At 43.5% G+C, this 23,821-nt stretch carries 27 protein-coding genes and 2 pseudogenes; 7 read left to right on the top strand and 22 right to left on the bottom strand.

The window, feature by feature from the left end; translation table 11 throughout:
* Nucleotides 1-10 precede the first annotated feature (10 nt).
* The 5 genes and pseudogenes from AB4114_RS13010 to AB4114_RS12990 all read right to left on the bottom strand — a co-directional run bounded on the left by AB4114_RS13010 (nt 11) and on the right by AB4114_RS12990 (nt 6,633).
* Nucleotides 11-2,329 (bottom strand): helix-turn-helix domain-containing protein, encoded by a 2,319-nt coding sequence (locus tag AB4114_RS13010; protein WP_441988845.1) that lies wholly within the window; start codon nt 2,327-2,329, stop codon nt 11-13.
* A 70-nt stretch (nt 2,330-2,399) separates the two neighbouring features.
* Nucleotides 2,400-3,965 carry a glycoside hydrolase family 43 protein gene (locus AB4114_RS13005; protein ID WP_441988941.1) on the bottom strand — a complete coding sequence of 522 codons (1,566 nt, stop codon included), beginning with the start codon at nt 3,963-3,965 and terminating at the stop codon, nt 2,400-2,402.
* A 273-nt stretch (nt 3,966-4,238) separates the two neighbouring features.
* Nucleotides 4,239-5,345: pseudogene (locus AB4114_RS13000) on the bottom strand (glycoside hydrolase family 28 protein); the annotation flags it as partial.
* A 268-nt stretch (nt 5,346-5,613) separates the two neighbouring features.
* Nucleotides 5,614-6,012: a phage holin family protein gene (locus tag AB4114_RS12995; RefSeq protein WP_441988844.1), complete on the bottom strand. Its 399-nt coding sequence runs from the start codon at nt 6,010-6,012 to the stop codon at nt 5,614-5,616.
* A 201-nt stretch (nt 6,013-6,213) separates the two neighbouring features.
* Complete coding sequence (locus tag AB4114_RS12990; RefSeq protein WP_441988843.1) at nt 6,214-6,633, bottom strand: ArpU family phage packaging/lysis transcriptional regulator; 420 nt, start codon at nt 6,631-6,633, stop codon at nt 6,214-6,216.
* 165 nt (nt 6,634-6,798) lie between these two features.
* Here AB4114_RS12990 and AB4114_RS12985 point away from each other — a divergent pair, with 165 nt between their 5' ends.
* From AB4114_RS12985 to AB4114_RS12975, 3 genes are all read left to right on the top strand, one after another.
* The gene (locus tag AB4114_RS12985; RefSeq protein WP_171631129.1) at nt 6,799-7,203 is read left to right on the top strand and encodes a helix-turn-helix domain-containing protein; all 405 of its coding nucleotides are present in this window, start codon (nt 6,799-6,801) and stop codon (nt 7,201-7,203) included.
* Nucleotides 7,204-7,389: 186 nt separating this feature from the next.
* Nucleotides 7,390-7,932 (top strand): ImmA/IrrE family metallo-endopeptidase, encoded by a 543-nt coding sequence (locus AB4114_RS12980; RefSeq protein WP_441988842.1) that lies wholly within the window; start codon nt 7,390-7,392, stop codon nt 7,930-7,932.
* Between the two features lie 31 nt (nt 7,933-7,963).
* Nucleotides 7,964-8,281 (top strand): hypothetical protein, encoded by a 318-nt coding sequence (locus tag AB4114_RS12975; RefSeq protein ID WP_441988841.1) that lies wholly within the window; start codon nt 7,964-7,966, stop codon nt 8,279-8,281.
* Between the two features lie 81 nt (nt 8,282-8,362).
* Here the strand turns inward: AB4114_RS12975 and ppnP are convergent, their stop codons facing one another.
* The 4 genes from ppnP to AB4114_RS12955 all read right to left on the bottom strand — a co-directional run bounded on the left by ppnP (nt 8,363) and on the right by AB4114_RS12955 (nt 13,029).
* Nucleotides 8,363-8,680, bottom strand: coding sequence for a pyrimidine/purine nucleoside phosphorylase (gene ppnP, locus AB4114_RS12970; RefSeq protein ID WP_056609015.1), 318 nt, complete (start codon nt 8,678-8,680; stop codon nt 8,363-8,365).
* A 78-nt stretch (nt 8,681-8,758) separates the two neighbouring features.
* Nucleotides 8,759-10,780 carry a transketolase gene (tkt, locus tag AB4114_RS12965; RefSeq protein ID WP_441988840.1) on the bottom strand — a complete coding sequence of 674 codons (2,022 nt, stop codon included), beginning with the start codon at nt 10,778-10,780 and terminating at the stop codon, nt 8,759-8,761.
* Nucleotides 10,781-10,966: 186 nt separating this feature from the next.
* Nucleotides 10,967-11,866, bottom strand: a complete 900-nt coding sequence (purU, locus tag AB4114_RS12960; protein WP_441988839.1) for a formyltetrahydrofolate deformylase — start codon at nt 11,864-11,866, stop codon at nt 10,967-10,969.
* A gap of 35 nt (nt 11,867-11,901) precedes the next feature.
* On the bottom strand, nt 11,902-13,029 hold the full coding sequence (locus AB4114_RS12955; protein ID WP_441988838.1) for a deoxyribonuclease IV: 1,128 nt from the start codon (nt 13,027-13,029) through the stop codon (nt 11,902-11,904).
* 124 nt (nt 13,030-13,153) lie between these two features.
* On the opposite strand from AB4114_RS12955, the gene AB4114_RS12950 reads away from it, so the two are divergent.
* Nucleotides 13,154-13,582, top strand: a complete 429-nt coding sequence (locus tag AB4114_RS12950) for a DUF2621 domain-containing protein (RefSeq protein WP_056609006.1) — start codon at nt 13,154-13,156, stop codon at nt 13,580-13,582.
* A 51-nt stretch (nt 13,583-13,633) separates the two neighbouring features.
* Here AB4114_RS12950 and AB4114_RS12945 read toward each other — a convergent pair whose 3' ends face one another.
* The 8 genes and pseudogenes from AB4114_RS12945 to AB4114_RS12910 form a co-directional block, all read right to left on the bottom strand.
* The gene (locus AB4114_RS12945) at nt 13,634-14,188 is read right to left on the bottom strand and encodes a serine O-acetyltransferase (protein WP_441988837.1); all 555 of its coding nucleotides are present in this window, start codon (nt 14,186-14,188) and stop codon (nt 13,634-13,636) included.
* Between the two features lie 40 nt (nt 14,189-14,228).
* Nucleotides 14,229-14,405 (bottom strand): hypothetical protein, encoded by a 177-nt coding sequence (locus AB4114_RS12940; RefSeq protein ID WP_441988945.1) that lies wholly within the window; start codon nt 14,403-14,405, stop codon nt 14,229-14,231.
* Between the two features lie 33 nt (nt 14,406-14,438).
* A pseudogene (locus AB4114_RS12935) lies at nt 14,439-14,597 on the bottom strand (polysaccharide pyruvyl transferase family protein); the annotation flags it as partial.
* Nucleotides 14,582-15,115 (bottom strand): lipid II flippase MurJ, encoded by a 534-nt coding sequence (locus AB4114_RS12930; RefSeq protein ID WP_441988836.1) that lies wholly within the window; start codon nt 15,113-15,115, stop codon nt 14,582-14,584. The gene AB4114_RS12930 and the pseudogene AB4114_RS12935, both read right to left, overlap by 16 nt.
* A gap of 329 nt (nt 15,116-15,444) precedes the next feature.
* Nucleotides 15,445-15,885: a hypothetical protein gene (locus AB4114_RS12925; RefSeq protein ID WP_441988835.1), complete on the bottom strand. Its 441-nt coding sequence runs from the start codon at nt 15,883-15,885 to the stop codon at nt 15,445-15,447.
* 133 nt (nt 15,886-16,018) lie between these two features.
* Nucleotides 16,019-16,171 carry a hypothetical protein gene (locus AB4114_RS12920; protein ID WP_171631099.1) on the bottom strand — a complete coding sequence of 51 codons (153 nt, stop codon included), beginning with the start codon at nt 16,169-16,171 and terminating at the stop codon, nt 16,019-16,021.
* Between the two features lie 362 nt (nt 16,172-16,533).
* Nucleotides 16,534-17,154: an LCP family protein gene (locus AB4114_RS12915; RefSeq protein ID WP_441988834.1), complete on the bottom strand. Its 621-nt coding sequence runs from the start codon at nt 17,152-17,154 to the stop codon at nt 16,534-16,536.
* Nucleotides 17,136-17,315, bottom strand: coding sequence for an LCP family glycopolymer transferase (locus tag AB4114_RS12910; RefSeq protein ID WP_441988833.1), 180 nt, complete (start codon nt 17,313-17,315; stop codon nt 17,136-17,138). Before AB4114_RS12910 ends, AB4114_RS12915 begins: the two co-directional genes overlap by 19 nt.
* A gap of 705 nt (nt 17,316-18,020) precedes the next feature.
* On the opposite strand from AB4114_RS12910, the gene AB4114_RS12905 reads away from it, so the two are divergent.
* Nucleotides 18,021-18,389, top strand: a complete 369-nt coding sequence (locus tag AB4114_RS12905) for a helix-turn-helix domain-containing protein (protein WP_171631228.1) — start codon at nt 18,021-18,023, stop codon at nt 18,387-18,389.
* 31 nt (nt 18,390-18,420) lie between these two features.
* Here the strand turns inward: AB4114_RS12905 and AB4114_RS12900 are convergent, their stop codons facing one another.
* On the bottom strand, nt 18,421-18,927 hold the full coding sequence (locus AB4114_RS12900; protein ID WP_056608974.1) for a tyrosine-type recombinase/integrase: 507 nt from the start codon (nt 18,925-18,927) through the stop codon (nt 18,421-18,423).
* A 255-nt stretch (nt 18,928-19,182) separates the two neighbouring features.
* Here AB4114_RS12900 and AB4114_RS12895 point away from each other — a divergent pair, with 255 nt between their 5' ends.
* On the top strand, nt 19,183-19,626 hold the full coding sequence (locus tag AB4114_RS12895) for a hypothetical protein (RefSeq protein WP_441988832.1): 444 nt from the start codon (nt 19,183-19,185) through the stop codon (nt 19,624-19,626).
* Nucleotides 19,627-19,669: 43 nt separating this feature from the next.
* On the opposite strand, the gene AB4114_RS12890 is transcribed toward AB4114_RS12895, so the two are convergent.
* On the bottom strand, nt 19,670-20,536 hold the full coding sequence (locus tag AB4114_RS12890; RefSeq protein WP_441988831.1) for a metallophosphoesterase: 867 nt from the start codon (nt 20,534-20,536) through the stop codon (nt 19,670-19,672).
* 197 nt (nt 20,537-20,733) lie between these two features.
* Between AB4114_RS12890 and AB4114_RS12885 the strand changes: the two genes are divergently transcribed.
* Entirely contained in the window at nt 20,734-20,907 is a 174-nt protein-coding gene (locus AB4114_RS12885) for an anti-repressor SinI family protein (protein WP_441988940.1), read from the top strand.
* Nucleotides 20,908-20,926: 19 nt separating this feature from the next.
* On the opposite strand, the gene AB4114_RS12880 is transcribed toward AB4114_RS12885, so the two are convergent.
* From AB4114_RS12880 to glmS, 3 genes are all read right to left on the bottom strand, one after another.
* Nucleotides 20,927-21,268: a helix-turn-helix domain-containing protein gene (locus AB4114_RS12880; protein ID WP_441988830.1), complete on the bottom strand. Its 342-nt coding sequence runs from the start codon at nt 21,266-21,268 to the stop codon at nt 20,927-20,929.
* A gap of 152 nt (nt 21,269-21,420) precedes the next feature.
* Entirely contained in the window at nt 21,421-21,768 is a 348-nt protein-coding gene (locus AB4114_RS12875; protein ID WP_056608965.1) for a helix-turn-helix domain-containing protein, read from the bottom strand.
* An 8-nt stretch (nt 21,769-21,776) separates the two neighbouring features.
* Nucleotides 21,777-23,585 carry a glutamine--fructose-6-phosphate transaminase (isomerizing) gene (glmS, locus tag AB4114_RS12870; RefSeq protein WP_441988829.1) on the bottom strand — a complete coding sequence of 603 codons (1,809 nt, stop codon included), beginning with the start codon at nt 23,583-23,585 and terminating at the stop codon, nt 21,777-21,779.
* Between the last annotated feature and the right edge of the window lie 236 nt (nt 23,586-23,821).

Genomic DNA, 23,821 nt, shown 5'->3' with positions numbered 1-23,821 from the left:
TAGGTGGTATCTACTTCTGATCGAGCAGCTCCCTATAGCTGCCTGGTGTCATACCGAAGGTTTTGCGGAAGGTTCGGATGAAGGCACTAATATTTTTATACTGCAATTTCTCCCCGATTTCTGAAATCTTCAGGTTCGTTGTCTCTAGCATCACTTTCGCCATGTTCATGCGGTATTCCGACAAATAATCGCTGAACGACACGCCAATTTCTTTCTTGAAAACACGACTTAAATAAACAGGATGGAAATTTAGGGCAGATGCACACGATTCCAACGTCATTTCCTGATCGTACTGTTCATGAATCATTCGCATTAGACGATCAGCAATATTTAGGAACTGAGTATCCGCCTTTTCGGTGAGAATACGGACGACCGGCGCGAATAACCGCGATTGAAACCATAAGGAAATTTCCTCGCGCGTCTGCAGCTTGAGGAAGCGCTCAATATCCCCATCGCCGTCCAATACCTTTTTCACAGATACGCCTCGGTCCTGCACAATTAATAAGATACGAGCCATCACCTGCATTAATAAAATATGATGCTCATGTAGAAACCCATCTTTATGCAGAATTGAAGATAAGTATTGGTTAAAGATGTCTACCGCCTTGGGTAACTGAACATCCTTCAACGCCTGAATTAACTGATCTTCAACGACCTTCAGATGCGCATATACGGCGGTTTCCGTATTCCCGTTCTGCTCCATGTCCTCATAATGAACAATGATATCAGGCCCCAGACTAATCCGAGATTTCAACGCCGTTAAACTTTCGCCATAGGCCTTAACCGTATAGGAAAGCTTATCGAACGACGCGCTAATACCAATGCTCACTTGCAGTTGAAGGTACTGTTCCACAGTCGATTTAATCAGCTCAGCGGTTTGGTAGAAATACGTTTTCAGATCCTGTGTTTGATCCGTAGACACTGCCAGCAACGTAACTTGGGATTCATTCAATAGAATGGGACTAAACCTAGATTGCTGTGGAAGAAGCTCCCCAACAATGTTATTAATAGCGAATAGCAGCAGCTCTCGATCCTGCTCCTGATAACGTGTATCCTGAAGATTATCGATTTGTACCGTAAGAACACCCAGATGATCCCATTCTGTCGGAAACCCATACATTCTAGAACGGTACATGAAATCACTATCGGAGATTTGACCCGTAAATAGCTTCAGCACAAAAAATTCCTTCAAGTGAGCCGACTGCCCCTGCATTTGTTTCTCGAGCCGGCCTCTTGATACGAATAAAGATTGCAAGCTTTCCTTGATATAACTCCATTCATCTGTACCCAAACGTTCTGGATTGGCATCGGTATCCATCTTCTTCATAAATTCAAGCAGGCTGCGGATCGGTGTATACATGCGTCGGCTTCCATAGAAAGCAAAGATAAGCACAAGTAGTAAGATGAACCCACACACACCGGCAGTGAATATGGCAATTTTCTTGCTTCCCTTCGTAATTTCCTCGATCGAAACAACATTTACAAAGGTCCAGCTATTGTTCCCAGAGGAAAGATACGATACTCCCATGTTCTTATCACCGATTTTCGCTTTGAAAAAGCCTTGCTTTTGCAGTTGATTGCTCACACGATCCTGAATGATATGATTAATTTCACTGTTAGCTTCTTTGTCACTAGCTGTTGATAGGAAAGCCATCCCCGTTTTATCTAGGACATAATTTTTTCCTAGTGTGTTTTTGGCTGTCAACCCGCCATGGATTTCAGAGGTCGATATTTGTACGACGAGCAGTCCCTTAGGTGTATTTGTCTTTGGAGCAAGCGGGATTTTGTACACGAGACTGATAGTTTCGCTAGGGGCAGAAGTAAGTTCCGATGTCGTATCACTCTCAAGTGCCGTATTAACACTCCCTATATCCCTTGTATTCCAAAAAATACTTTCTGGTTGCTTCGCATAGGCTAGAAATTCCTTCTTATTGTCCATACTGTCTGCTAGCTTCAGCCCATTCAAAGAAACCGCCCAATCTTTCTCAATATTCATGAGATAGGCTTGCTTAACGACGGCTTTGGACTGCATATTATATAATCCTGTCATTAGTTCTCGAACTTGTATGAAGTCTTCACCGGTCAATGATTCATTCATACTCCCTTTAACGAGTGAGGAATTGACGAACTGTAGGGCGGATAATTCCATCGATCTTAAGGTTTGTTCTACACGCATTTGCGTTTGCTGCAATAGCTGCAGGTTACCCTCATTAACCTTTTCTTCGATATCTTGTGTGGCAATATAGTAAGAAGCAATACCAATGATGACTGTTGGAAGCGCACCGAGGATAAGAGTGAAACCGAGTAATCGAAGTAAGTATTTTTGCATGCCAGCACGATTCCCTTCCTAAGTATTGAAGACCAGCATGCGGAATCCTCGACGCCTCCACCAGTCTTTGTTACACCACATGAAACCAGTCGATATCCACATACCCTTGGCTTGCAGCTTCACCTTTGGTAAGACAAAATAATCCAAGCTTGGCACCTACCCAACCGCCGGGGACAGCTTCGAAACCCCTGCCAATTGGCAAGTAATTCGCCCCATCCCAACTATAGCTAAACGTGCAGGATGCCTCTAATTCTACGTCCACACGCAAACAGATCTCGTGAACGCCATGCGGTACAGCTACACTTTCTGTCATCTCTTCACTAGAGGATTCCTTATTCCCGCTGCCTTCACCAAAAACTAGCTTAAACCCTGTATCCGTTTTTTGCAACGCTGTGTAACGGTACGAATGCCCAAAAACAGTTAATCCCGCCAGATTTTGTTCATCGATGTGCTGGAAGGAAACCTTGGCTGCAGCTGCAAATACAGGCGCAGGAAACTTCTGACAGAGCACATTCGGAGCCTCATATAGCGTTGCTGCGTGCTCAGGGAGCCGTTGGGCGTAGAGGCGTAGGCTCCCTGGATTCACTGTGAGTGAACACCATTCACTTCGATAGTTTGCTTGCCATTGCCATTGCAGACCTAAGGATGGATCATCGAATTCGTCGCTGGTTTCCGGCACTGCAAGTGGATAGTCCCTGCCTACGTTAGGCTTAGCGTTGATAAGAACAGGCTCGCCAATGCCATCGTCGTTCGTATCTATGCCCATAACTGGCCAATCCTTCTCCCAGCACATTGGCTGTAGATGCACAATTCTTCCGTATGCTTCGCGATCTTGAAAATGAAGAAACCAAGCCTCACCTGAATCCAGTTCAACAAATCCGCCTTGATGAGGCCCGTTGATCGGAGAATCCCCTTGATGCAGAACTATCTTATCCTCATAAGGGCCCATAATCTGTTTGGAACGTAGAATCGTCTGCCAACCAATCGGCACGCCTCCGGCAGGGGCAAAGATATAGTAATAGCAATTTCGCTTATATAGCTTAGGGCCCTCAATCGTTGGGTGATGCTCTGTTCCGTCAAAGATAATCTCACCATCACCTAGAAGTGCTGTTCCATCAGGACGCATGGGGCAAATTTTCAGCTTACTCTTAATTCCCGTACGACTCTTTGCAAAAGCATGAACCAGATAGGCTTTGCCATCTTCATCCCATAATGGACATGGATCTATCCAGCCTTTCACCTCTTTAACCATGTGAAGAGGCGACCAAGGACCTACCGCATTCTCGGCGGTTGTCATATAAATCCCCTCATCCGGTGCGCTGAAAAATATCCAAAACTTGCCGTCGTGATACCGAATGCTCGGAGCCCACACACCTTCCCCATGGCGCACCGCTTCATAACTATCGGGAAGACGGTCAATCGCATAGGCGATTACGGTCCAGTTCACCAAATCCTTCGAATGAAGAATGGGCAAGCCAGGGGAGCTGTTAAAGCTTGAAGCCGTCATATAGAAATCTTCCCCGACACGTACGACATCAGGATCCGAGTAATCGGCATAAAGGATGGGATTACGGAATTGACCATCTCCCAAATCAGCAAACCAGACTGGTTTCCGATGACGATCCGTAAATCGGATATGACGGCTGTTCCTTTGTGTCAGCACGTCACCTGATTTCGGTGTGATCTGAACGTCCTGAAACAAGATATCTTGCGCGTCGATACAAACGATACCTGTATTTGCCGCAATGGTTACTCGTTCAAAATGTAGATCATGGATCGGCATTTCCGGTAATCCGCGGATGAAGATCCCCTTGGACGAGCCCTCACTTACCGTATCTTTAATCGAGATATGACGGAAGCAAGGCGTTTCTTCTGTGACCTCGACCCTGTCCACCTCATCCTGCTTGATTTCATAATACATATCAAAAACAATCGCACTGTGAATGATATCCTTCATTTGAATATTTGCAATCTGGATATGTTCGACGATGCCGCCGCGACCTCTCGTGCTCTTGAAACGAAGTCCGTTGTCTGTGCCTATGAACGTACAATCTGAGACATTAACATGACGGATATCACCTGACATTTCACTCCCCACCGTAAATCCACCATGTCCGTGATACACGGTACAGTTTCGGATGGAGACATACTCCGTAGGCGCAGCCACCTCGCGTCCTTGTAAGTTTTTACCGGATTTCAGGCAAATCGCATCATCTCCTACATCAAACATACAATCATGAATGTTCGCGAATCGGCATGATTCAAGGTCCAGCCCGTCTCCATTGACGGAATACCATGGATTCCGCACCTTGACGTTGCGAATCGTCACATGCTCGCATAGACGTGGGTGCAAACACCAGCTGCCTGAATTTTGAAAAGTAGGTCCATCCAATAGGACCTCTGTGCAGGCCGTTAACCCTAGCAGGACAGGGCGCAAGTAAACCTTATAGGGCTCATACTGATCAATTTCGTAATTCCCTTCAGTCTGAAGCGCTTCCGTGTACTTTCTCCCGATCATCGCTTCTTCGGTTGGCCACCACGTGTCCTTGTCGTCGACTACACCGCCAGTTTGCACGATATCGTTCCATACCTGCTGGGTCATTTCATGCTTCCTAACTGGCCGCCACGCATCACCTGAACCGTCGAAAATGCCTGTCCCTGTAATCGCCACTTGCTGCAGCTGCTCCCCATACAGGGCCGGCATAGCCCGCACCGCTTTCAAGCCTTCGTAGTTACTCAGAATGAGGGGATACTCCTCCCATTTTCGGCTGAACGTAACTAGCGCCCCTTCATCCGTATGCAGCCGAACTCGGCTTTGCAGTTGAATGGGACCTGTTAACCAAATCCCGCGCGGGATGACAACTGTTCCTCCTCCCGATGCTGCACAAGCCTCAATCGCCTTGTTGATCGCTGCTGTGTTGGAGTGGACTCCATCCCCCACGGCTCCAAACGCAGTAATCACATAGTGTCTATTCGAAAATTCAGGTACTATCACGGATTGAACTTTCTCTTTCATGTTGTACGCTCTCCTTACCTAATATTGTTTATCTTATTATTAAGGAAAAGTGTCTGATCAGCTATGCACTCCAGACAACCAATTTGCCAAATGAACTTTAATCGCTTGCTGTATATGGGCTCCCGAGTTTCCAGTGCAGCGCAGATGTAGAAAGAAGTTGTTTCCTGCACATTGGTTATATGCTGCATATGGCGGTTTCGACATTATCCTGAAATAAAAAAAGACTCCCCTTCTCATAGTACTATCCCCTTTAACATCATCTGGACTCTCATAGCCCTTCCCCCTTGCTTCGCAAAATTTGAATCAATTGCTTTACAATGAGCGGAAGTGGTAGACCCAAACGTCCGTAATTTTCAGTGATAGATATCAACTCATTAGCCAAGTAAAAATAAATCGCCCCTGTCATCATCAGGTCAATGTCCATGAGGATATCCAGGCGATGCGCTAGCATAATGACAAGCAGCATCAGCCCTTTGCGCGCAAGTCTCCAAAAGCCAACTTGACTGATATGGCCCTTTTGCTCTTTCATTGAGACAGCAATACCTGTGATGTACTCGACTAGTATCACCATTAGGAAGAGGCCTGTAAGCTCGCACCACCCGCCGAAAGTGTACMTCCCAATGGCACGGAGTATGTCTGAAATCAGATCAAATGCGATTTGGTTCATATGTTGCTCCTTTCTTTTTGGTGTTTTGAAATTCAAAACATTTTTTTCCTTTTCAAAACAAATCTTCACTCCTTACGCCTCCGCCGGAACGGTTTCTTATACATCTGCTTAGCACCATCGCCTCCCTTGCTTGGCTACACAACGATCTTACCATGCCATAATCGGAGCGAATTGCCAAAAAATTGCCAATTCTGGTAGACCTTATTGCACCTTCACTTCCAGTCGCAACATGTACGCCAATTTTTCAATGGCTCTGGCCTTTATCCGATGATAGGTACGCTCGCTCAAATTAAGCTCATGAAACAGCAGAAAGTCAAACGTCTTGTCCTTTTTTAGATACCGCTCCCGAATAATTTCCTGCTCCTGCTCGTCCAGTCGAGAGATCGCTTGCTCAACTTCACCGCACTCACCTAGCAAGTTTTCCTCTGAACTCATAGGGTAGATAGCCCCCTGCTCCGCCACTTTGAACAACTCATTCCTGTTCGAAACAGCTCCATTTTCTCTCCGCAAGCAGCCCATTGCTCGATACATACGTACGGCTTCAAGTACACTTTCCACCCTTTTGCGTGTTGCTCGGCGATCCATCTGTTCTTTCTCTATATTCAAAATATGTTTTACCATCCCTCAATCATCTCCTAAAATTTGTTGTTTTGAAATTCTAAACACATCATACGTTGTCTTGTTTAAAATTTCAACACAAAAAGTTTTGATATTCAAAACTTTTTGGTGATCTCCCCTTGTTTTTTGCACCGCTCACCATTTACAATAGAACCAGGTGATCAAACGATGAAAGATATGGTGCAATTCGGCATCCGAATTCGAGATCTGCGGAAGATGAACAATTTTTCCCTAAGAGAACTTGGCGAACGGTCCGGTGTTAGTTATTCGTTCATTAACTCCATAGAAAATAACCGCTTCAATCCCTCGCGGGAAACGGTTATCTCCTTAGCTGATGCGCTTCGTATAGCTGAAAAGGACGAGCTGCTTCTGCTCGCAGGCTTTGCTCCGACGGAAGAAGAGTCACTCGACGGACTTTCTGCGGCTGCTCCTGATGAAGTCGATGACCCTGATGTCAGCTTATTTTTTAAAGACTTTAAAAACGCTCCCAAAGAGCGCCGCGATGAGATGCTCCGTTTCTGGAACTTCATCAAGGAGCAGCAGCAGAACCGAACACCTGACAGCCAGCAGTAATCTAGGTATTCTTCTAATAATGTAAAGCTAAGCCCTAACGGGCTTTTCTTTACCACAAATAACCGAACATACATTCTTAAAGCGAGGTGTTTTCACCTGTTCACTCATTACCAAACGACCTCCCTTGAACAGTGGGTAGAGGCTTTATATAGTCAACTTGGCATCGTATCACCAGCTCAGCTCAGCGTGACGAACTTGGCTGCTAAGCTGCATATTTGGGTTTACACGATGGATATGAACAGTATGGCCATCGAAAAAGATGGACTATTCAGCATCAATGTTGACCGCCGATTATCCGTCAAAGAACAATGGGAAGACTTCCTCCATGAGCTTTGTCATGTGCTTCGCCATTCCGGCAACCAGATGGTGATGCCTGATCGCTACGTCGATTGGCAAGAGCAGGATGCATCTGCGTTTCAGCTCTACGCGGCTATTCCTATGTCCATGCTGAAGAAACTATCGCTGCCTGAACAAAAGAATGAAATGGTCGCCTTTCTTTCTGATGAATTTCAGGTGACCTATCGACTTGCCAATGAACGGATTGAACAAATCCAGCGGCGCGTCCTGCAAGGGATATTGGATCATGAATATCAACAATTTACACAAAGTCAATTGAGCACATATAGCCCAGATAACTGGTCTGATGCAACCCGCGCGATCATGAACAAACTCGAACAGTTAAAGCGCAAAGGGGGAATGGCCGATCGTCAAACTAGCCGTCTTTTATGACTTTCATGAAGAGCGTATACAGCCATTCCTCATGGCGTTGCGTTTTCGTCCTAACGAACTTGATTTTAGTAAAACCACTCTTTATATTCCGATAAGCGCTCCATTTCAGCAGCTTCATTTCGAAGAAATCCTCGATTTAGAAGCCGGCATCACCGTGCTGCTTGAGGATCTCATCGTCAATCCTGCACGTCCTGCGTCGTTTGGGATTAGCCTCGCTCGAATAAAGCAACGACATACGCTCTTACTCGATGAGCACCCTTCAATCCAGCAATTATGGATTCGCATGACCGACATCGAAGAGGTGCTGCAGATGGAGATCCGCTCTTTGTATAGCTGGTCTTCCAAATGAAAAAAAACCATACATCCATTGAACTATATGTTCAATGGATGTATGGTTTTTGGCTTTACAAGCATTCGTCTCCCCGAGGTATTACTCAGCGATATACGAACAAATATAGTCGCTCACTGTTTTCACTTCGAGCTTGAATTTCGCGTTAGCTGGCACGGTGAACTCACCTTGACCACTGATTGTAATCCACTCTGTACTGCCTGGAAGCAATACGTTCAGCTCACCAGCTTGGATTTCCATGATTTCTTTCACATCTGTTCCGAATTCATATTCACCTGGAAGCAGGATGCCTAGTGTTTTCTTCGTGCCGTCTGCGAACTGCACAGTGCGGCTTGTTACTTTTCCATCGAAATAAACATTGGCTTTCGTAAGTACGGTTACATTTTCAAAGCTAGACATGGTTAATAGTTCCCCCTCTAAAATGGCTATGAATACGTACAAGCCGAGGCTCAGACGAGCTGAGCCCCTGCCATTATATTAACCTAACAATGCTTTCACGCGTGCTGCTACGTTCTCAGGCGAGAATCCGTATTCTCTAAGAACCGTATCCCCTGGCGCGGATGCTCCGAATGTGGAGATGCCAAGGATTGAACCCTCGTCGCCTGTATAACGCTCCCAGCCAAGTGGGTACGCCATCTCAACAGCAAGACGTTTCTTCACGCCTGGTAGAATAACGGAATCTTTGTATTCTTTGGATTGCTTCTCGAATAACTCCAAGCTCGGTAAGCTGACAACGCGAACGTTGATGCCTTCGGCTTGCAGCAATTTTTGAGCCGCGACAGCGAGTTGCACTTCGGAACCTGTTGCTAGGATTTGTGCATCTGGTTGACCGTTTGCAGCATCGGATACCACGTATCCGCCTTTGCTTAGGTTCGCTTTAGCGCCTTCAACCGTACCAGGAAGGATCGGTAAGTTTTGACGAGTCAAGACAAGCGCAACTGGACCTTTCGCTTCGGAAATCGCATAACGCCAAGCTTCGGATGTTTCGTTGCCATCAGCAGGACGAATTACGGTGATGCCTGGAATTACGCGAAGTGCCGGAAGTTGTTCAATCGGCTCATGCGTCGGTCCATCTTCACCAACAGCGATACTATCATGTGTTAGAACATAAATAACAGGAAGCTGCATAAGTGCTGCAAGACGGATGGAAGCACGCAAGTAGTCGGAGAATACGAAGAAAGTAGCTCCGTACACTTTTACCCCACCGTGAAGTGCCATACCGTTCATTGCTGTACCCATACCAAACTCACGAACACCGAACCAAACGTTGCGACCAGCATAGTTGCTAGCGCTGTAGTTGGATTCGCCTTTGATCATTGTATTGTTGGAGCTCGCTAGATCCGCGGAACCACCAATCAATTGCGGCAATTTGCCTGCAACAGCATTGATCGCATTACCGGAAGCAACACGTGTAGCCATTGGCTTGTCTTCTGTTGTGTAAGCAGGTAATTCAGCATCCCAGCCAACTGGCAATTCGCCATTCACAGCAGCGTTGAATTGATTACCAAGCTCTGGATAAGCTTTAACGTAATCGTTCAAGAGGTTTGTCCAAGCTTGCTCAGCAGCCGTACCTTCTTTTTGAATTTCTGCGTAGTGTGCGCGAACTTCGTCCGGAACATAGAAGTCCGGCTCTTCCGGCCAGCCATACGCTTGTTTCGTCAATTTCACTTCGTCGCCGCCAAGTGGTGAACCGTGAGGTCCAACGTGACCACCTTTACCACCTTTGTTCGGGGAACCGAAGCCGATTGTCGTTTTCACTTCAATCAACGTAGGACGAGTTGTATCAGCTTTCGCTTCAGCAATCGCCTTGGAGATCGCAGCAAGGTCATTCTGCTCTTCAACGCGAATAACTTGCCAGCCGTAAGCTTCGAAACGTGCTTGCACGTTCTCAGAGAATGCCATATTCAATTCGCCATCAAGCGAAATATCGTTGGAATCGTACATCATGATCAATTTGCCCAATTTCAAATGAGCTGCAAGGGAAACTGCTTCAGAGGACACACCCTCCATCATATCGCCATCGCCGCAAATTGCATACGTGTAGTGATCGATAACTGGGAAGTTCTCTTTGTTGTACGTTTCTCTCAAGTGAGCTTCAGCCATCGCCATACCGACAGCCATACCAACGCCTTGTCCAAGTGGACCCGTCGTTGCATCAACACCTGCTGTGTGACCGTACTCTGGGTGACCAGGGGTTTTGCTTCCCCATTGGCGGAAGTTCTTGATCTCTTCCATTGGCAGATCATAGCCACATAGGTGAAGCAAGCTGTATAGAAGCATGGATCCGTGTCCTGCAGATAGAACGAAACGGTCACGGTTTACCCATTTAGGATTCGAAGGATTGTGTTTCATATGCTGTTTCCACAGCACGTAAGCCATTGGCGCAGCTCCCATTACCATACCTGGGTGGCCTGATTTGGCTTTCTCAACCGCGTCGATACCAAGAGTACGGATCGTGTCGACGGCTAATTGTTCAATTGTTTTGTTTGATGCTGTCATTCGATATTTACCTCCATCATTTCTGTATTTTCATCAGCCAATTAACTTGTACATACAAGTGACTTTACTCGCTTGCATTATTGTACCATTTGCTTTAAGGCTTTGCCACAATAACCMGTTAAAACGTTATACTTCCCACCTATATATAAATAGGTTGTACCCATAACTGGGTACAACCTGCTTACACTAGTTAAAAACAACTGTTTTATTATTGTGAACGATAATCCGATCCTCCACATGCCACGCTACTGCGCGTGCAAGAACGATTCGTTCGATGTGACGACCAATTCTTTTCAAATCATCGACATTATCGCGGTGGCTCACACGCTGAACGTCCTGCTCAATAATGGGTCCGGCGTCTAGCTCGTCCGTCACATAATGCGCTGTCGCACCAATAATCTTGACTCCGCGGTTATGCGCTTGCGCGTAAGGCTTACCGCCTACAAAAGCAGGTAAGAAGGAGTGGTGAATATTGATGATGCGATTTGCGTAATTTTGGATAAACGATGGTGAAACGATCTGCATGTAGCGTGCAAGCACAATTGCATCCACGCTATCGCCAATAACCTCAAGCTGGCGCTGTTCCGCCTCTGCTTTGGTTGCCGCGGTAACGGGAATGTGATGAAATGGAATCCCGAAAGGCTCAACCAGAGAACGCATATCATTGTGGTTAGAGATTACCATCGCAATATCTGCTTTGAGATCTCCCGCACGCCAATGCCATAATAGTTCGAGCAAGGCATGGTCTTCCTTCGAAACGAAGATCGCAATCCGCTTCTTCTGACTTGCTAGGGAAAGGCTCCAGTCCATCGAGAACTTCTCAGCAAGCGTGGAGAAATCCGCTCTTAATGTCTCTACGCGACTTGCCAATTCCATTAAATCGAATTCAATTCGGATGAAAAACATGCCGCCCTCTGGATCCATCGTGTACTGATCCGATTGCACAATATTCGCACCATATTCAAAGAGAAATTGCGATACGGCTGCTACAATACCCGGCTGATCCGGGCAAGAAATTAGCATTCTTGCTCTATTCATCAATTCGCTCTCCCGGCGAATTGAGCTGTTCGTGGTTCCCGCTTCCATCTGTATCCCCCTAGCAATTTCTGTCTATGTGAAACTTAAGCCTTCTTCAAGATGCTATTTCCAGCAAGCCAGACAATCAATCGTTGATTGATTTGTTCTTCGCTTAGATCAGCGAAAAGGCGTTCCTCATGAAGCATATCATATAAACGTTCCAGCGGCTCGCGTCCATCCGCTTTCTTCGCTTTCGCATCATTTTTGAGCAATTCCCATGTTTTAAGAACGAAGTCGCGGTAGTGAATATCTTTTTTGTTCATCAAAAAGTCAATTCGCTCCACTTGGTCCAGGAACTCGCCGCCAAAACGACTGCTTAAGTTGCCGGAAAGCAAGGCAATTTCCGCTTCATACATCGGACGCTGTGTTTTGTCTTCTTTTCCAATCCAAGGCGTCTCAAGAATCATCGGCAAATGCTGCAACTTCTCATGGTTAGCAATATTATTCATCGCTTCAAAGCCAATCCAGCCTGAACCAAGTGGTGCGTGGCGATCCTTGCTCGCTCCGCGCGGATTCTTACTGTCATTCAAATGTATGACACCGAGCTTCTCAAGACCGATCGTACGATCAAAATGATGCAGCACGCCGTCCAAATCATTCACAATATCATACCCAGCATCGTGAATATGGCACGTATCCATACAGACAGTCAACTTATTGTTGAACTCTACGCGCTCCATGATTTCTGCGATTTCTTCAAAGCTGCGGCCGATTTCGGTCCCTTTGCCAGCCATCGTTTCCAGCGCAATGTTAACGTTCGTATCTTTGACCCCAGCGAGCACTTCATTCAAGCCATCAGCAATTCTGGCAATCCCATAGTCGGCATCCTTGTCCGTATAAGCACCTGGATGAAGCACGATATTGCGAACGCCGATGTAATCGGTCCGACGGATTTCTTCTTGGAGGAAACGCACGGCAAGTTCAAAGGTATCATCTTTATAGGATCCTAAGTTGATAATGTATGGCGCATGAACAACGATTTCATTCATCGCATGCTTGTCCATCACGGCTTTGCCTTCTTCAATATACTGCTCTTCGATCGGTTTACGGCGCGTATTTTGCGGTGCGCCTGTGTATATCATAAAGGTGGATGATCCGTAGGAAACGGCTTCTTCTGCTGCATTTAACAAGCCTTTATCTGAGAACGAAACGTGTGATCCAATTTTTGGCATGATTCATAACTCCTTTATTAGTAGCTGCTACCCTCCTATTTTACTCGTATTGTCGCAAGAAATCTAGAAATAAGGTATAATTCTTACTATCTTTATTGAAGACAATTAGTGAGGTGACAAATAAATGGCGAATGATTTCTTTATGTATTTCATCATTTTCTGGGTATGCGTGTTGCTTGCCTTCATGTCTATCGGCGGGTTCTTCATGTTCCGCAAGTTTATTAAGGTCCTTCCCAAAGAGGACGGCAAGTCCAAACTCGATTGGCAAAATCATTATGTGGACACTTCTCGACACCTATGGACAGCAGATTCCAAAGCATTTCTCGACCAGTTAGTATCCCCTGTCCCGACAGCGTTCCGTGATATTGCCAAGCATTCCATCGCCGCGCGTATCGGACAAGTAGCCCTAGAGGCCAATGCAAATGAGGTCACAAGAGAACACTGTATCGAAGGTTACATACTTGCAACGCCGAAACGAGACTATCGGAGCTTGACGAGCTTTCTCGAAAAGCAAAAGATTGATTACAGCGCGTTCAAGCACTTATTGAATTAGAAAATGAAGAAAACACGCCTTCTCTCATCAAGAGGGCGTGTTTTTTCGAGTCTATTCCCATCCTTTGAAACTAATAATCTTGGCTGGAACACCTGCAACAACGGCGTTATCTGGTACATCTTTCGTTACGACCGAATTAGCACCAATCATCACATTATTACCAATCACGATTTTCCCAATAATTTTGGCTCCAGGTGCGATATAGACCTTATTTCCTATTTGTGGCACTCCCTTCCTTTCCCCCCTGCCGGCTATCCCGATCGTAACGCCTTGTCCAATGTTGCAATTCTCACTGATTATGGCATCTTGATGAACCACGATCGTACCATAATGAGGTAAATAGACCCCTTTCCCAATTTTGGTTCCGAGCGGAATTTGAATGCCCATCAGTACTGAAAAGAATTTATGAAGGATATATAAGATGATATATAATAATTGTTTAATAACAGGAATCTTAACATGATCTTTCACATAACTCCCTGCTCGATAGATGATGAGATACCACATGGGCTCATGAAGAATTAGCATTTTCATTTTCGATAATAAACTAACGTGGTTACCTACTTTTACATAACGATGAATGTCAGCTCTGAGATAAGTAATCAAGGCATCTCACCCCTTTAACTATCCATTTGGTTAAGCTCATTTATAGCACTTTAAGAATTTGGGCTGGCAACTCGGCTTCTTCCACAACAAGAGGAATTTCTTTCGCAAGTTTAGCCCTTAATTCCTGCCTATTCAGCCAACAATGATGGATCATCTGTATGAAGGACTCGGGTTCAATATCCGAGATATCTACCACATAGTCGTGTAAACCAAGCATTTCCATAATGCCTCTCGTTTTATGTTCATAATTGATGGCGACAGTAGGAATATGATTGGAGAGAGCAAAAATATTGGAGTGCATCCTAGTCCCAACAAACATATCCATTTTAGAATATAAATACTTTAATTCCCGGGGGTGGAAATCAAACGCCAATAACTCCGCATGTCTGGCATCTATTCCTTCAAGCACTTCTCTGCTGATGATTCTATCCCGAGCCCTATAATCCCCATCGTTTTCACTAAAATGAAACTGAGAACAATGTTGACCAATGTGCCAGAAATCATAATATAGGTTGGTGTTTTCGTATCTCCGTAACTATAGAAAGCTCTCAATGTGACCTCTCTAAACCCAATAGCAATGATCCCTATGGAATAGGCCCAAAAAATAGCTGAGGTCATTGCCGTGGCTTGCGCATCGAAGCTTCCTCTTTCTAAAAGGGTTTGAACGATGACATGACTAAAGGACATGAATATGACGGTTAGAGGCATTAAGAGAATGAACAATGAAAACAAACTATTGTGCGTTAGTGTACTAACTTTCTCGTAATCTTGGTTATGCGAAAGCCGCGATAGTTCAGGGAATGTAAGTGTAATTACGGGGGTAATACAGATACCGGTCGCTATTCCCCGTAAATTAAAGGCATAGGACAGTGCAGCAATGGCCCCCTCTGAAATGCCTGAAGCTAATACATACAGCGGAGCAATCAAATAGTAGTCACAAGCCCAGTAACTATACTTGACAGGAGCACAATGCTTGCAATCAACCCTATCTTTTTTTGAACAATGGTCAAATATTGTCTGAGTTCAATTTCCATTGTGACCTCCAATAGTTAATGTAATGGTAGAGACCACAATCTCCGTTTATACAGAGAGGTCTCTGTTATGATCGTTTCATTTCGTCTGCTAAACGACTCCTCCTACTGGCCAAATTATGCGCATCTGAGGCGATCAAATGAGCTAATTGCGATCGATTTGCAAACATACATCCAAGTCAAGAAGGAGTCCCTTAGAGACTCTAACTTCTTGGCCTGTATCAATCAGCATGAAACATCCATTGTTGTCTTATTGGCTATCTCCATGGCATTGACATAGCCACGAACAGCCTTCTCAAATTCATTCTTAAATTGATGCTCCCAGTAACGGAGAGTCTGCAGCACGATGGCGCCTGTCAAGGTTTCTTCCTCCAACCACTCCACGGCATAGACATAGCCATTCTCAAACTGGCTTCTTTCACGAAGCACGCCGCATATCGATATGTCTTCGTTATGCAACTTAAATTGGAAACACCAAATCACATTTTCATTGATGGGTAGACTTAAATAAGAAGTAAAGCCCATTTGCGAAGGACTAATGTCGATCACTTTGAACGGCGTGTACTTGGAATCCAGCATTCGCCCGTCAATCTGTTTAATATTCATCAAACCATAACAAGGATATTTCAAAACCATTTCTGATCCTTCAGCAAAAGATGTAGTCATCTATTCCCCTCCTTAATGTTACGATATGTATCATCTCGAGCCTGACTACAACAGGTGCTGACTTCCATGTGCGATTAGTGTGGCGTACGTTAATGAGTATATAGGGGATTGTTTGGACGCGATGCGATGTGTCTTATCGCTCGGGAGTTAGGGGAGCATTGTTTGGATGAACTTGGAGGGTTTTCTTCGACTGGTCTTCTTTCCACAACAGAAACTGCTGCAAATCCAGTCCTAAATGTCTTAAAACATCTTTAATCTCAAGTGTAACTGGCTTATCTTTTTCCATAAAAGAGCACCACTCCTGATCATGTTATGTTTTATGACATTTCGCTTTAATTCTGCTTTCAATTTATGATACATCTCGTATCTTGTCAAGAGAATTTCACAAAATAAGAAAGTTCAATAGATCCTCAAAGACTTGTATAGCACGTGTGAAAATTACATCATCTGTTTTCAAAGTTATGCCCGTAAAACCTCGGATATGATTAGAATCCTGTATTGATTTGGGCAAGAAATCTTGTAAGCGCACCCAAGTCTGATAGAATCAGCGGCTCTCGTACGATGTCATTTTGAAAAAAAATAATTCCAATTATTCAGATACGAAACGTATCTAAAGTGCGAAAGTTAGTTCTTTTTTGACTGCAAAGCTTAATCTTTAAATAACGTAGCGCTGATTTCCTTCACTTTCACCATATCCGGAATCCAATAATATAGCCGTGATTGTACTAACGGATCCATCTCATAGCCACTTTGGCCAGGTACTTGCTTGGTTGTAAAATCGTCCGCAGTCATTCCTTTGAATAGCCAGGCTAAGCTAATGATATCGCTATCTTGGAAATTCGTATCCACGATATCTTTCTTGACCTTTGTTAGCAAACCTGCGATTTCACCAATATGCTCTGGTCTCAGAATTTCTGTAGCAATCGTTTTTAGTAGCTGTGTTTGCTCGCTCTGCCTGTCGAAATCTCCATTCGCAAAGGCGTATCGTTCTCTTGCCAGACTCAGCGCCAATTTGCCATCAATATGCTGCTTGCCTTGAGGTAGTGTCACCCCAGAATGAAGTAAATAAATATCGTTTTTAACCTCTACATTCACGCCGCCAATGGTATCGATGAAATCTTCAAACCCTTTAAAATTAGTCTTCATGTAATAATTGATCGGTACATCTAAAAAATTGGATACGGTTTGAAGAGCTTCTTTCGTCCCCTCCTCGTTACCTCCCCGCATCTCACCAAGGATATGAGCATGGTTTATTTTGGTGTATCCCACACTTCTATGTAGACGCGACTGTCTCTGGGGATGGAGATCATATTGATTTTACACGTGCTGGGAATAATGTGCATAACGATAACAACATCCGATCTAGAATTCTCATCACTTCTTGCGTCTGTCCCAAGAAGAAGCACATTGAATGATTTTATCGGTAGCATCTACTTGCTCAAAGTGATGAACGGGCTCATATTTCCTATAAACACCTAATCCCCCCCGATGATTCCAACAAAAAGACAGCCTGCAGTGTACACTACCCAACGACGCATGTAGTCACTCCTTTAACTTATCTATTTATCAGATACGTATTGTATCATCGAGATTATAGAATTACAAGAAAGAAAACAAATAATAAGCCACGTCTCTTATGCAACTAAGAGAATGTGGCTTATTGGTGATCACAAGTCCATTTCATGTCTCTCATGTTGCTCCCGCCTTATCCGATCAAATCCAACTCGCAACAGCCATTCCTTCTACATAGCTCGGAAAGTAAATAGGTTGCATAGTCTCGCACTTCATACAATGGGCCAATGGAATTGTGGTATGGTAGTAGCCCGTCTTAAAAATCTTTTTGGCATAGCACTTGTCCATCATGGCATTACATTCGACACAAAATACTTTTTCATAATTAATCATCTTTTCCCACCCCTTAATGTATGACTAAATGTCGTAACCTGTTACAATATGTATATAATATTCATTATATGATACATTTCGTAACTTATCAAGAGGTTATTAATTATTTCAAATACATTTTGTATCTAGTCAAATGAATCTCTGCTTTGTTATAATTATCTTCTGGTATATTTCGTTAATGATAGTGGATATAATAAGTGAATGATTATGAACAGTGAGGACTGATCAAGCTGAAATACGGAGATCGAATTGCACTTTTACGTGAAAAAAGAGGACTAACCCAAGAGGATTTATCCGTCAAAATAGGTATTTCCCGAGCATCCCTGTCTCACTATGAGACCAATCGCCGGGAACCTGATTATGAAACTATTAATAAGATTGCAAATTTTTTCAATGTTTCTATTGATTATTTGCTAGGCCGCACGAACCATCAACAAACGGTCTTGGACGAAGAAGTGCGAGACTTTGTCGAAAATCTCGATTTAACAGACGAGGGTATACTACAGAAGTTTTCATTAACAGTGGATGGAAAACGATTATCTGCCGAGGAAGCAAGAAGATTTATTGCTTTTGTTAGGGCTGAGCGTTCATTAGAGTAATTAGTAGCTGCTCTCAACGCTCAGCCTTCCATTAGTTATTGACACCAATATACTTTAAAGTCACGGATGGTGCTGACTGATTAAACAAATCTCTAAGTACAGAGACATTTCTCGTTTTGAGGTAGTAATGATAGCCATAGGTCTTACGAAGGGTATGCGTACCTATATCTGTTAAGCCTACCTGCTTTGCAGCCTGATTAAGAATCCGATAAACACGAATTCGCTTAATAGGGTGACCCGTACGCTGAGAAGGAAATAAGTAATTGTCTTCATCCATATATTGGACATATTCCTTAATATAAGCCTTCAGCTGCGAAGAAAGCTGGAATGTCTTTACTTTCCCCGTTTTCTCCTCTCTTACACTCACAATATTGCGATCGGTTACATCTTTTACTTTTAAATAGAGAATATCACTAAGATGGAGCCCTGAATTAATTCCAATTGTGAAAAGCAGCCAGTCACGAACCGATTGTTCTTTCAACACTTCCTGGATTTGCTCAATCTTCTCTTGTTCTCTAATTGGTTGAACAACTTGCATGAGTAGCACCTCACATGACCTTAATTAGTTTCATAGGATATGTTACGATATGTATCTATTTATATGTGAAGCTATCATTTTATTGGCATACCACTCCCTTTCCATCTATTATGTTACATATTGTATCATAAATTTAAGAAATGATCTATGCCTTTCGCTGTTCTCAAACCCGAAAATTTAATGTATAATTCTTAATAAAGAACAATACTATATTACTACACTACTATACTATTAAGAAAGGAGGTCGCGCCATCTATGTTCAAAAAAATGCTAAGAATACCTCTTATTGTCATAATCTTGACTACCATTCTATTTCCTGCATCAGCCTTTGCTTCAGGCTATGATAACGGAAATTCACAGAAGAATACGCTACTATCTCAATTCATGAATAATTTAAGTAAAATATTCAATTCAAATACATATGGCAACACGAACAGCAATAACAACAGCAACAGCAACAGCAATAGCAACAATAACAACAATCAAAACAAGAACGACAAAGACAAGAATAACGATAAAGATAAAGATAAGGATAAAGATAAGGATAAAGATAAGGATAAAGATAAGGGCAACAACAACAATCACAACAATAACGACTGGGACGATTATAATTGGGATGATTGTTGGGATGATTTCGATTTCGAAGATATTGAATGCGAAGACTCCTATAATATCTGGAAAAAGTGGTTCTGCTATTGATAGAAAACTCCGCTGCATCCATTGTGCCGCGGAGTTTTTGCGTTTATATGGAATTCGTCTCGAGGACGAATACAGTGATCTCAGGTCGGCAATTAAATCGAATCGGTAATAAAGTCGTACCAATACCGCGGTTGGTGTACACATGGAATTCCGTTCCGTCGAAGTTATACAAACCTATCGAGTACTTCTGGCCCAGGTCTGGTGTGAATACACTTCCATAGAAAGGAATACGAATCTGCCCACCGTGACTGTGGCCGGAAAGTTGTAAATCGACAGGATACTTCGAAGCCAAGTCGGCAAAATCGGGCTCATGTGCGAGCAAGAGGACGAATTCATCTTGGTCTATTCCTTTTAAGGCGAGTGGTAGATTAGGTTTACCATGGAATATCTCATCCACACCGACAATATGAATACTGTCATCTCCTCGGCTGATTCTTTGGCTTTCATTGACGAGTACTTTAAAACCAGATTGCTCCAATACCTCCGTTATTCGTGCCGCATCCATACGCAGATCATGATTGCCTAGTACCGCAAATTTCCCATACGCTGCTTGAAGTTGAGATAGAATTGGAATCACGTCATCCGATATTTCGCCATCTCTGGAATCGAATAAATCACCAGTAAAAACAAGGATATCAGGCTCTTGTCGCTGCAGCAGCTGAGTCAATCTAGTTAAATGAGATAAGCCATAATACTTGCTAATATGTGTATCGCTGAATTGTACGATTCGCATACCCGCGAACGAAGCTGGATAATGCTTGTATGATAGTTTAACCGTCGTTGTCTGGATCCAATTCGGCTCACCGAAAATACCATAAGCACCGCTCATTCCCGCTAATATCCCTAGAGAACCAACCGCCAATAGACTATGCTTGAGGAATGACCTGCGACTTAAGGGAGTATCATCCATGCTGCGTCCGCCTCCTAACTAGGTCTAAAGACTTGTATCGCATACAAAATAATACATAATCCTCTTCTCAATTAATGATACAGTTTGTATAATTTTAATGTTAACGGGATTGATTTCGGAGAAAAAACATGCGATAATACATATAACGATACAAAGCGTATCTTACACAGAAAGTTTTGGAGGGGTCGGTTGTGAATATGCTAAAGCAAATGGATATAGAAGAGTATGATGCAGAGTGGATCAATCTTATTATGAGCGCTCGTAAGATGGGACTTACTATGGAAGATATCCGCGCATTCTTAAGAAACCCCTTCCAACCCAAGAAACTAACACAAAACACAAATGAAAATGATCCTTGTATGTCCCCATAAGTTTACATAGCAAAGCTAGCTATTCATCGTTAGGCCGTTTCATTCTCCATTTATTGAAATCCAAAAATTCCCGAAATTGTTGCTTATCTACACCAGAGGTCATTGCTTCTTTAATGATTTCATACCATTCCTCATCTAACTCTCGCTCACCTGCAACTGTCTCTTCTTGATCATCAATAAGCCGATCGACAGGCACCTTTAATACAGCTGCAATCTTCTCTAGAAACTGGATAGAAGGATTCTTTTGGATGTCACGCTCCAGGCTGCTAATATACGATTTGGCCACACCTGCCCGCTCAGCTAATTCTGTGAGGGACAGGCCCTTTTCTTTCCTTAATTGTTGTACGCGTTTACCAATCATATTAGATCTTCCCTTTAAAATGGAATAGTTGCTCTTATTAGTATAACAGAATTCCTATTAAAGAACAAATATTGTTCCCAATAAAGAACAACACTAGCCCCCTTAGGGGCTAGTGTTGGCTTATCTATCATGAATAAGTTCATAAGATCTCATCACACACTCGTTATTTTGTCATTATGCCATTTCATAAACTCGATCAAGATTTTCAGCTCATGGATCCGTTCCTTTTTAATTCCTGACTTTTTTAAGTCCGCAATAAAATCCATCCATTCCTGATCAAGTTGCTGATTGGTTTCCACCTCTACAGCAATTTTCAAAAGTATTTTCAGATCAACCTTAAGAACCAAAGCAATTTTCTCGATGACATGAATGGAAGGATTCTGTTTCAAATTTCTCTCAATATTGCTTAAATACGACTTGGAAATACCTGTCCGTTCCGAGAGCTCGGACAATGTATACCCCCTTTGCTTACGAATGCTCGATATATTGTGACCAATCATCGTTATCATCACTCCACAGTGACACTTTTGGCAAGATTTCTGGGCTTATCAATATCACAGCCCCGATATTTAGCTGCATAATAAGAAATTAATTGTAATGGAATCACCGACACCAAAGGAGTTAGCAACTCATGTACCGCAGGCAGCACAATTTGATCGCCGCTCTCCTCTGATCCTTCCATAGTAATCATACACACATTGGCACCTCGTGCCATGATTTCTTGCACATTGCTCCGAACATTCGCACGAATATGTGACTGTGTAATGAGAGCAATGGCAGGTGTCCCCTCCTCAACTAGGGCAATTGTGCCATGTTTGAGTTCCCCGCCTGCGAACCCTTCAGCTTGGATGTAGGAAATCTCCTTCAGCTTTAACGCGCCTTCTAATGCAACGTAATAATCTACCCCTCGGCCGATAAAAAAGCAATTTCGTGAGGAAGTGAGATATTGCCAAACGACCTCTTCCATCATCTCCTTCTTATTAATCAGAATTTCCATCGCGTTCGCAGCGATACTCAGCTCATGAAAAGGATTCATACCATGCAACTGCTCCATGCTTTTCTCTCTTACACTATCGAAGGCTAGCAACGCTAATACAGCAATTTGTGCCGTGTAGGCTTTCGTTGAAGCTACAGCGATCTCTGGTCCTGCATGCGTCAGTAACGTATAATCGGCTTCTCGAGATAACGTCGAGCCAGGTACGTTCGTTATCGTGACGGTAGGATAACCCATCTGTTTAATCGCAACCAATACGCCTCGGCTATCTGCCGTCTCACCGCTCTGCGAAATAAAGATAAACAGCGGATTCGCGGACAATATAGGCCTGTTATACAGGAACTCGCTGGCGATATGTGCTTCAACTGGGATGTTCGCGATTTTCTCGATCAGTTGCTTACCAACTAATCCAGCGTGATAACTGGTTCCACATGCAATGATATAGATGCGATCCGCCATAGTCATACGTTCGCGCAACTGCGAGTCAATTAAGATTCCCCCTTGGCCATCCTGATATTTGGATATTACCTTGCGAATAACCACTGGCTGTTCGTCAATCTCCTTGAGCATATAGTGCGGGTATAACCCTTTCTCTATATCGCTGGCATCCAGTTTTACTTGAAAAGGTCTTCTTTGAATCGTTTCACCATCTAAGTTTTTAATTATTTTGGTATGCTGGCGAAGAATCACCATCTCTTCATCCATCAATTCGACGAATTGATTCGTAAGCTGCAGCATCGCCATCGCATCGCTCGTAATAACATGGAAATCGGCTCCAAGCCCGATGAGTAAAGGACTTTTATTTTTGCCAACATAAATGGTTTCCGTATCCTGACTATCTAATACTGCAACAGCGTATGAACCTTTAATGGCTAGTAGTAACTGCCGAAAAGCCTCCTCGACAGATAATCCGCTGTCCACGAGTTGCTCCATCTTTTGTACAATGACCTCTGTGTCCGTATCACTGGAGAATGGAATATGAGCAAGGCACTTCTCCTTCAGCTCTTGATAATTCTCAATCACACCATTATGTACGACCGTGAATCTACCATTGTGACTTTGATGAGGATGTGCATTGCGCTTACTTGGTTTGCCATGCGTCGCCCACCTCGTGTGACCGATTCCTACCAACGCCTCTTGCTCAGGATCGATCACTTCCCGAAGTGCTGCAATCCTGCCTTTCTCTTTATACAGATGTAAACCACTGTCGTTTAAAATCGCAATACCCGAAGAATCATACCCTCGATATTCTAGCTTTTCTAATCCTTTTACCAAAATCTCCTTCGCATCCTGACTCCCGATATATCCCACAATTCCGCACATTATTATAGCCTCCTCATCTATGATTCTTAATAAAGAACAGCAAGTCAGTATTTAGTAATACTTGAATAGATTTATCTATTTACTCATACGATTGTACTGAAGGGGGGAATCATGCAATGACCTCATTTAGGATCAAAGGATGGAAAAGTGTGATACATGCGTACCATAAATTCATGCATGACTACAATTATATCCTCTATCGAGACTGTCTTGACATACAAATGAAAATAACCTTA

Source organism: Paenibacillus sp. 2RAB27, assembly GCF_052115445.1.
GTDB lineage: Bacteria > Bacillota > Bacilli > Paenibacillales > NBRC-103111 > Paenibacillus_E.
This window is presented reverse-complemented; position numbering and strand designations above follow the sequence as displayed.